Raw genomic sequence first — 8,516 nt, forward strand, 5'->3', positions numbered from 1 at the left:
AGAATCGGCCGTGCTGGATGCACGCTACGCACCGAGTGTGCACGTGGCGCTGGGGCTCCCGTCGTCCTGGTCGGCGCCCAAGGTGCTCCAGCCCGTGTATGGCGCGCTGTTTGCGCCGGTGGACGGCAGTCCGCTCGCCGCACTCACGTTCCAGCAGGGAAAAGCGCCGGGTGACGGCCCGATCGTCTGCGCGATGCTGGGCGAGCAGGTGGCTGCAGAGACCGCGCACCTGAGCGATGCGGCGCTGGTGCGCTTTGTCGTGGAGGCGATGGCCACGCACCTGCCCGGCATCGAGCGCGCAGCGGTGTCGACACATCTGCAGCGCTGGGAGGCGGCCGAGCCACGCTCACCCGTGGGCCGGGCGCGTGCGGTTGCTGCCTACCGCAACACACTCGGGCGCGATCGTCGTGTCGTTCTGGCAGGAGACTACCTCGGCAGTCCGTGGACGGACGGTGCCGCCGAAACCGGCCACTGGGCCGCGCAGCATTTGCTGGCGGCCCGTATGCAGCAGCCGGATCACGCCGCACTGGCCCGGGCGGCTGCCTGATCGATCGGACGTGAGCGTGCCCGCTTACTCGAACGGCGTGTCGTTCGGGTTAGCGTACAGCGCCTTCAACTGATCGCTCATCTTGAAGTTGAAGTTCAGGCTCTTGGGCGGCACCGGTTTCTCAAACCACTTGGCATAGAGCGTATTGATTTCGCCGCTCTTCATCACGCCTGTCATCGTGTCGTCCACCAGCTTCTTGAACTGAGGATCGTCCTTGCGCAGCATGAAGCCGTAGGCCTCGAACGACTGCGGCGTGCCGGTCACGACCCAGTCGGCGGGCTTCTGCGCCAGCGTGCGGGCGCCGGCCAGCAGCACGTCATCCATCATGAACGCCGCCACGCGGCCGCTCTGCAGCGTGAGGAATGACTCGCCATAGTCCTTGCCGCTGATGACGTTCATGTCCATCTTCTTCTCGTCGTTCATCTTGCGCAGGATGCGCTCCGACGTGGTGCCCGCGTTGGTGATGACCGACTTGCCCGCCAGGTCCGGAAAGTCCTTCACGCCCGAGTTCACACCTGTTAGCAGGCGCGTGCCGGCGATGAAAAAGGTGGTCGAGAACGCCGTCTGCTGCTCGCGTGATTTCAGGTGCGTAGTGACGCCGCACTCCAGATCCACCGAGCCGTTCTGCACCAGCGACGTGCGGTTCTGCGAAGTCACAGGAATCTGCATCACCTGCAGGCCTGGCTTGCCGGTCTTTTGCTTGACCGCGTCGATCACGCGCGAGCACAGGTCCGCCGAGAAACCGATGATCTTGTTCTGACTGTCGCGGTACGAAAACGGAATCGACGATTCGCGCACGCCGATCAGGATGGTGTTGCTGTCCTGGATTTTCTTGAGCGTGCCGTCGAGCGCCTGCGCCTGTGCGCCAACAGCGAACAGGCTGGCCAGCGCCAGCGGGATGGATCGGATACAGCGTGTGGTCAAACGCATACTTCCTCCAATGGTTGTGTGACGCGGCCTTGTATGTGGCCGTCTGTACGGTGGTTTCGTGGTGATGAATGCGGAATAGACCTAGCGGCCGAACCAGGCGCGCAGCTCCGCAGCACTGGCCAGCGGGCGATGCAGTGCGTCGAGGTGGCCTCGCAGGTTGGTGATGAGTGCCGCGTTGTCGGGCGCGGTGCTGCCGTCGGGCAGCATCATGTTGTTCTCGAAGCCCAGGCGGGCATGGCCACCGAGCAGTGCTGCGGTGAGCGCGCAGTCGGCTTCACGCGGGCCGAATGCACACATCGCCCACGGCACGTTGGCCGTGACCTCGCCAGCGTCCGACCAGGCCCGCAGGAAGGGCAGCAGATCCGACGGATCCGAGCGCTGCCCAGCCGAGTAGCGGCCGAGCACGAACAGCACCCAGTGCGGTGTCTCGGGTAAAACACCGCGCGCACGCAGGTCGCGGTAGCGCATCACGTCGTCGGCGGAATACAGGATGTACTGGATGGCTGTGCGCGCCGCGGCAAGCTCGCCAAAGAAGCGCGCGGCTTCTGCTTCGTGCGCCGCATCCGGGACCAGTTCGCGCAGCGCGGCGGAGATCGCCTCCGGCTGCAGCGCGCGTACCGATGCCATCTGTTGTTCCGGCGTGTAGATGCCGACCGCCTCCGTCGTGATCTGGAGGACCAGCGCATCCCCCACCGCCTGCTGCACGGCGGCGATGGCCGGGCGGTAATGGTCGGGCTCCAGGCTGTGCGTACCATCGGGGCGGCGCACATGCAGATGCAGCATGGCGGCGCCGGCCTCGACACACTGGCGTGCGCAGGCGGCCAGTTCGTCGGGTGTGATCGGCAGCGCGGGGTGATCGACGTGCGTCTTGCGCGCACCATTGGGTGCAACGGCGATGGCGATGGGCTGGCTCGCTTGGCTCACCACACGGCCTCCGGTGCGTTGGCGGTGGCGGCGTCAACGGCATCGCCCAGGCGTTCGACGATGGCGTCGATGTCCTGCGCGGTGGCGATGAACGGCGGCGCGAGCAGGATGTGGTCGCCGCGCTGGCCGTCGATCGTGCCGCCCATCGGATAGACCATCAGGCCGCGTTGCATGGCTTCGGCCTTCACGCGTGCGTGCGTCTTGTGCGCGGGCGGCAGCGGTGCCTTGGTGGCCCGGTCGGCAACCAGCTCCACGCCAACGAACAGCCCGCGGCCACGCACATCGCCCACGTGTGCATGGTCGGCAAAGCGCGCGCGCAGCGCGGTGCGCAATTGCTCGCCGCGCGCCTGCACGTTGGCGAGCAGGTTTTCTTCGGCAATCACCTTCTGCACTTCCAGTGCGGCCGCACATGCCGTGGCGTGGCCGATGTAGGTGTGACCGTGCTGGAAGAATCCGCTGCCACGGGTGATGGCGTCATAGATGCGGCGGCTCACCAGCGTCGCGCCGATCGGCTGATACCCGCCGCCCAGGCCCTTGGCAATGGCAACCATGTCGGGCACCACACCGTCTTCCTCGTAGGCAAAGAGATAGCCCGTGCGGCCCATGCCGGACATGACCTCGTCGAGCAGCAACAGCACGCCGTGACGATCACACACCGCGCGGATGCGACGGAAATAGTCGGCCACCGGTGGCACCGCGCCGGCCGTGGCACCGACCACCGTCTCGGCGACAAACGCGGCGACGTTTTCAGCGCCCAGCTCGACGATCTTCGCGTCCAGTTCATCTGCCAGGCGCTGCACGTATTGCGCGTCGGTCTCACCGCCGAGGCGCTCGCGGTAGGCGAAGCATGGCGATACGTGATGCGCGGGCACCAGCAGCGGCAGGAAGGGCTCCCGACGCCATGCGTTGCCGCCGATCGCCAGCGCACCGAGCGTGTTGCCGTGATAGCTCTGACGCCGCGCGATGAAGTACTGGCGCTGCGGTTGGCCGATCTCGACAAAGTACTGGCGCGCCAGCTTGAGCGCCGCCTCGATGGCTTCGGAGCCACCGGAAACGAAATACACGTGGTCCAGATCGCCTGGCGCCGCTGCGGTCAGGCGCGCAGCCAACGCCTCTGCCACATCCGTCGTGAAGAACGACGTATGCGCATAGGCCAGCGCCCGCACTTGCTTGCAGATGGCCTCAACCACACGCGGATGCCCGTGGCCGAGGCACGAGACGGCCGCGCCGCCGCAAGCATCCAGGTAGCGCTTGCCGTTGGAGTCGATGAGGGTCATGCCTTCGCCGCCGACGGCGGTGGGCAGTGTCTTGCGCGGGTCGCGGTGGAAGACGGATGTGGTGGACGGTGTCATGGTCGGTCGGGGCGTGTCAGCGTGGAGTGGGGGCCACGGGTGCGGGATGCGCGACGGCCGCTTCACTGCGGCGAGCGCTGCGCACGTAGGCTTGTTGCTGTTTGAGTTGGGCGTCGCTGTCGGCCAGGTGTGCGAGTGCGGTCGGGCCGGCGTGGCGGAACCACGTCATCAGCAGCGCATCGAGCAGCGCCAGCGGCGCGGCCAGCGAATGGAAGAACGACGGAATCGCCACCGGCGCGACCAACTGCTGCCACGCAAGCTCGGCGCCGGGCGCGATCGCGCTGTCGGTCACATAGATGAGGCGCGCGCCGCGCGCATGCGCGTACTGCATCGCCTCGATCACCTCGCGCGTGTACGGGTCGAACGTCACCGCGATGACGACATCGCCTTCGCTGCAGAAACGCAGCGGATCGGCCAGGGTATTGCCGGCGCCGCGGCACAGCGTGACCTTATCGTCGAACAGCTGCGCGGCGTAGCCGAACGCGTGCGTGAGCGCGAGGCAACTGCGCGCGCCGAGCAGGTAGACGCGGCGAGCCGAACACAAGGCGCCGGCGGCGGTTTCCAGCGCGTCCAGGTTGGCTGGCGAGAACGCCGATTGCACGTGTGCACTGATGGCGGTGCCGATGCGTTCGGCATCCGATGCCCCTGCCGCATCGGTACCCTGCAGCGCGCTGGCCCGGCCGGCAAAACCGTCTGCCTGCTGGCGCAGGTGGTTTACGCAGATGTCGCGCAGCGCGGCAAAGTCTTCAAAGCCCAGCGCCCGTGCGAGGCGGGAGAACGTGGCGGGTGGCAGATCGCAGCGCCGCGCCAGATCGCGCATGGAAAGCAGGGCGATGTCGTGCTGGTGGGTCTCCAGCAGCATGGCGGCACGCTGTAACTGTGGTGACAGATCTGCTGCGCGTTCGCGCAACGTCTGCATGAGGCCATCGAAGGTCATCGGCATCACGATATTGATTCAACTGTTTCGTAAACTACATAATTGAAACAAATGGGTCAATATCGGGATCACCCCCGGGGTGGTCCAGAAAGCAAAGCGGCCACACCTAAAAAGGTGCGGCCGTGGCGGGCAAACAAAAACGGAGGCTGAAGCCTCCGTTCAGAATGTGATGCTCAGGTTGCCGGGGCGTCGGGCTGTTCCATGCGGAACTGGAAGAACCCGGCAGCGATGAGGCCCAGCAGGCTCACTGCCATGAACGAGCACGCCAGGGTCATCACGGCGACCAGCGGGGTCACGCCATTCAGGATCGGCGTATGCATCAGGGCCGACAGATTGCCGCCAACCCACATGGTCGCGATCAGCGCCATCAGGCAAGTTAGCGCTGCGGCATTGCGCAACCACGTCAACCGCGTCTTGCGGCTGATGCCGTCGAAAGCGTGGAAATGGAAGTGGTGGTGACCGGTGCCAACGAGTGCCATGGAGAATCTCCTTGTGCCTGCCGTTTGATAGCGTTGAGTCACTATACCGAGACCTGCGACAGTTTGGCGCAGTTTGCGGCGTTAGGTATACCCTAAGCTGCGGCGCGTCAAGAGATTCTGGAACAATTTTTGTGTCTGCGACGTTCCGTCACAGATCTGCGGCTGGCGCGGTGTTCCGGCAACTGGAGGGTCTTAGGAAGACTCGCCCGGAAATAAAAAAAGACCTCGTTGAGAGGTCTTTTTTGTTGCTCCGCAGAATCGATGCAACTTGCGGAGCGAAGAATTTTGGTGGCCTGGGGCGGAATCGAACCACCGACACGCGGATTTTCAATCCGCTGCTCTACCAACTGAGCTACCGGGCCAGAACAGAAAGGCGAGTATGGCAGGGTTTGCCCCCTGTCGTCAAGCCCTGTTGAAAAAGAAAGCGATCGAATCAGGTGGTCGGCTCGCCCTTGTTGCGTGAGAGCTCGACGCCCAATTGCTTGAGCTTGCGGTACAGGTGCGTGCGCTCCAGGCCAGTTTTCTCGGCCACGCGGGTCATGCTGCCGCCTTCGCGCTGCAGGTGGTATTCAAAGTAGGCGCGCTCGAACAGGTCGCGTGCTTCGCGCAGCGGCATGTCAAAGGAGAACTGCATGCCGCCGCCCTCGGCTGCGCGCACCGGTGCGCCGTTGACGTCGGCGCGGTCGATCGTGGCTGGTGCACCCGCAATTGCGGCATTCGGTGCGGCGCCAGTCACGCCCGCAGTCGGCGCTGCCAACGGGGAAGCCGCGCGCGGTTTCTCCTTGCTGCGCGACAGGCCCTGCTCCACTGCGGTCAGCAGCTTCTGTAGCGCGATGGGCTTCTCAAGGAAATTCAGCGCGCCGATCTTGGTCGCTTCCACCGCAGTGTCGATGGTTGCGTGGCCCGACATCATGATGACGGGCATGGTCAGCAGGCCCTGCGATGCCCACTCTTTGAGCAGAGTGACGCCGTCGGTATCTGGCATCCAGATATCGAGCAGGACGAGGTCGGGCGTTGCATTTGCGCGGTGCTCGCGCGCGCGCTGCGCGTTCTCGGCGACTTCGACAACGTGCCCTTCGTCTCCGAGGATTTCGGAGAGCAACTCCCGTATACCCATTTCGTCGTCGACAACGAGGATGGTGGCCATGCTTTTCCTCTATGTGCGGCGGGATTGCCGTCCGCGTCAGGCAAGTTTTACGAACAGTATGGAAACCTGGGCGCCGACGGTGTCGGTGCCCGATTGACCCGATTGGCGGTTGCGCAATTCGATGCGCGCCCCGTGCTCGTCCATGATCTTCTTCACCATGGCCAAGCCCAATCCTGTGCCCTTGGATTTGGTCGTGACGTACGGCTCGAAGGCGCGGCTGAGGATGCGGGATGAGAACCCACTGCCGTTGTCCGCGATCGCAAGCCGCACGGCTTGCCGCCGCGCGCCCGAGGCGTCGTCGTATTCTACCGTGTCAGTTTGCAACATGACATGTGCGGCAGGTCTTCCGGCGCTTTCGTTCTCGGCCACCGCGTCCTGCGCGTTCTGCAGCAGGTTGTGGATGACCTGACGCAACTGCGTTGGGTCGCCCTTGATCAACGGCAATCCCTCGCCCAACTTGACCTCGATGACCGGGTGATCGTGCTGGCTTGGGTGATCGATGCCGTACAGGTGCAGCACTTCGGAGGCAAGCCCGTTGAGGTCCAGATCCTGCAGCACGGCTGGCGGTGTGCGCGCGTAGTCGCGGAAGTCGTCCACCATACGCTTCATCGCCGCGACCTGGTTGACGATGGTGGTGGCGCCACGGCGCAGCACTTCGGCATCGGCGTCGGTGAGCTTGGGCGAGAGCTTCATCTCCAGGCGCTCGGCCGAGAGCTGGATGGGCGTGAGCGGGTTCTTGATCTCGTGCGCGAGACGGCGCGCGACTTCACCCCATGCGACCGAACGCTGCGCCGAGATCACGTCGGAGATGTCGTCGAACACCACCACGTAACCGCGCTCCGTGCCGTGCGCACCCACCGATGGCCCCGGCAGCCGCGTGCCGCGCACCAGCAGCGTGAGCGGCTCGTCTTCATCTTCAAGCGGAATCTCCACCTGCTTTTGCCAGTGCGCTGCAGCGCCGCCGGCTGCGGTACTCGCGTCTTGCTCTGCGAAAGCCTGCTCGACAACCTGATCAAAGGCTGACAGCGGCACGATGCTGGCCAGCCCCTGCCCGACCCACGCGCCGAATGGCTGCTTGAAGATGCGCTCGGCACCCGGGTTGGCGGTCAGCAAAACAAAGCGATGGTCGAACACGAAGACGCCCGCGGTCAGGTTGGTCAGCACGCTCTCAAGATAGGCTTTCGATTGCTCGAGTGCTGCGCGATTCTGTTCCACAGCGCGGCGCGCGTCGGCAAGTTGGCGCGTCATCTGGTTGAACTGCTGCGTCAGCACGCCGAGCTCGTCGCGCGTATGCAGCTCGCGCTTGGGTGAGAGATCGCCTTCGGCGACCTCACGTGTGCCTTGCAGCAGCATTAGCAGTGGTCGTGCCAGCTGCGCGCCCAGCAGCAGTGCCAGCATCACTGCAATGAACACGGCGAGGAACAGCGTCAGCGTGAGCGTGCCGATATACATCTTGCGCAGGCCGGTGCGGCCGAGCGCTTTCTCCTGATATTCCTGGTAGGCGCGCTGCACGGCATCGGCGTTGCGGGCGAGCGCTTGCGGCACCGGCTGCACGAGTTGCAGGAAGCGCTCTTCGCGGCCGGTTTCGCCGATCAGGCCAAAGCCGCGCGAAGTGCCGCTGTTGCCGTCTTCGGCTCGGCGGTCGGCCAGCAGACCCGTGCCGGCCCATTTGCGCGCCGGCGAGCTTGACCCGAGCGGGGATTCTTCGCGCGAGGCCGTGCCCAGGGCTACCACGACGCGCAATTGGTAGAGATCGTTGTGACGGTTGTTGCTGCGTGTGGAGGGCGTGGGGCCGGTATCGCCATCAGAGTCGCTGCCACCCTCAAGGCTGGCATAGCCGCCTGGCGCGCGCGCCTGTTCCAGGATCGCCTGGTCCGGCAGGCTCGGTACGAGCGTGTCGTAGGTGCTCGATGCGGTGGCGACCACGCGGCCGCTGGCGGTGAAGATGGTCGCCTCCTGCACGCCAAACTGTTCGCGCAGGCGGTTGAGCGTGATGGCGGTGGCCGAGGCCGAACCGTCGCCCACCTGTTCGGCAATCAGTCGCCCCTTGTTCTGCAGGTCGGCCAGCGCGCTGTCCATGGTCGTGCGACCGAGGTTCAGCCCCGCCTCCAGCGCCGATTCGACCTTCACGTCGAACCACGACTCGATACTGCGCGAGACGAACTGCAGCGATACCAGGTAGATCAGCACGCCCGGCAGC

At 65.0% G+C, this 8,516-nt stretch carries 8 protein-coding genes and 1 tRNA gene; 1 reads left to right on the top strand and 8 read right to left on the bottom strand.

Annotated features, from left to right (window positions below; translation table 11 throughout):
• Nucleotides 1-547 (top strand): FAD-dependent oxidoreductase (locus tag JHD73_RS24920; protein WP_199032853.1); only part of this gene is annotated, 547 nt, incomplete at its 5' end.
• A 24-nt stretch (nt 548-571) separates the two neighbouring features.
• Here the strand turns inward: JHD73_RS24920 and JHD73_RS24925 are convergent.
• The 8 genes from JHD73_RS24925 to JHD73_RS24960 form a co-directional block, all read right to left on the bottom strand.
• Complete coding sequence (locus JHD73_RS24925) at nt 572-1,477, bottom strand: glutamate/aspartate ABC transporter substrate-binding protein (protein ID WP_199032854.1); 906 nt, start codon at nt 1,475-1,477, stop codon at nt 572-574.
• A gap of 81 nt (nt 1,478-1,558) precedes the next feature.
• Nucleotides 1,559-2,401 (bottom strand): 3-keto-5-aminohexanoate cleavage protein, encoded by an 843-nt coding sequence (locus JHD73_RS24930; RefSeq protein WP_199032855.1) that lies wholly within the window; start codon nt 2,399-2,401, stop codon nt 1,559-1,561.
• A complete protein-coding gene (locus tag JHD73_RS24935) occupies nt 2,398-3,753 on the bottom strand; it encodes an aspartate aminotransferase family protein (RefSeq protein WP_199032856.1) in 1,356 nt (451 codons plus the stop codon). The genes JHD73_RS24930 and JHD73_RS24935 overlap by 4 nt, the downstream gene beginning before the upstream one ends.
• 16 nt (nt 3,754-3,769) lie before the next feature.
• On the bottom strand, nt 3,770-4,690 hold the full coding sequence (locus JHD73_RS24940) for a MurR/RpiR family transcriptional regulator (RefSeq protein ID WP_199032857.1): 921 nt from the start codon (nt 4,688-4,690) through the stop codon (nt 3,770-3,772).
• A gap of 173 nt (nt 4,691-4,863) precedes the next feature.
• Complete coding sequence (locus JHD73_RS24945) at nt 4,864-5,169, bottom strand: hypothetical protein (protein WP_199032858.1); 306 nt, start codon at nt 5,167-5,169, stop codon at nt 4,864-4,866.
• Between the two features lie 286 nt (nt 5,170-5,455).
• A tRNA-Phe gene (locus JHD73_RS24950) sits at nt 5,456-5,531 on the bottom strand.
• A 71-nt stretch (nt 5,532-5,602) separates the two neighbouring features.
• Nucleotides 5,603-6,316: a response regulator gene (locus tag JHD73_RS24955; RefSeq protein ID WP_199032859.1), complete on the bottom strand. Its 714-nt coding sequence runs from the start codon at nt 6,314-6,316 to the stop codon at nt 5,603-5,605.
• Between the two features lie 36 nt (nt 6,317-6,352).
• Nucleotides 6,353-8,516 (bottom strand): PAS domain-containing sensor histidine kinase (locus JHD73_RS24960; protein ID WP_199032860.1); only part of this gene is annotated, 2,164 nt, incomplete at its 5' end.

The sequence above is a fragment of the Ralstonia sp. ASV6 genome (genome assembly GCF_016429285.1).
Lineage (GTDB): Bacteria > Pseudomonadota > Gammaproteobacteria > Burkholderiales > Burkholderiaceae > Ralstonia > Ralstonia flaminis.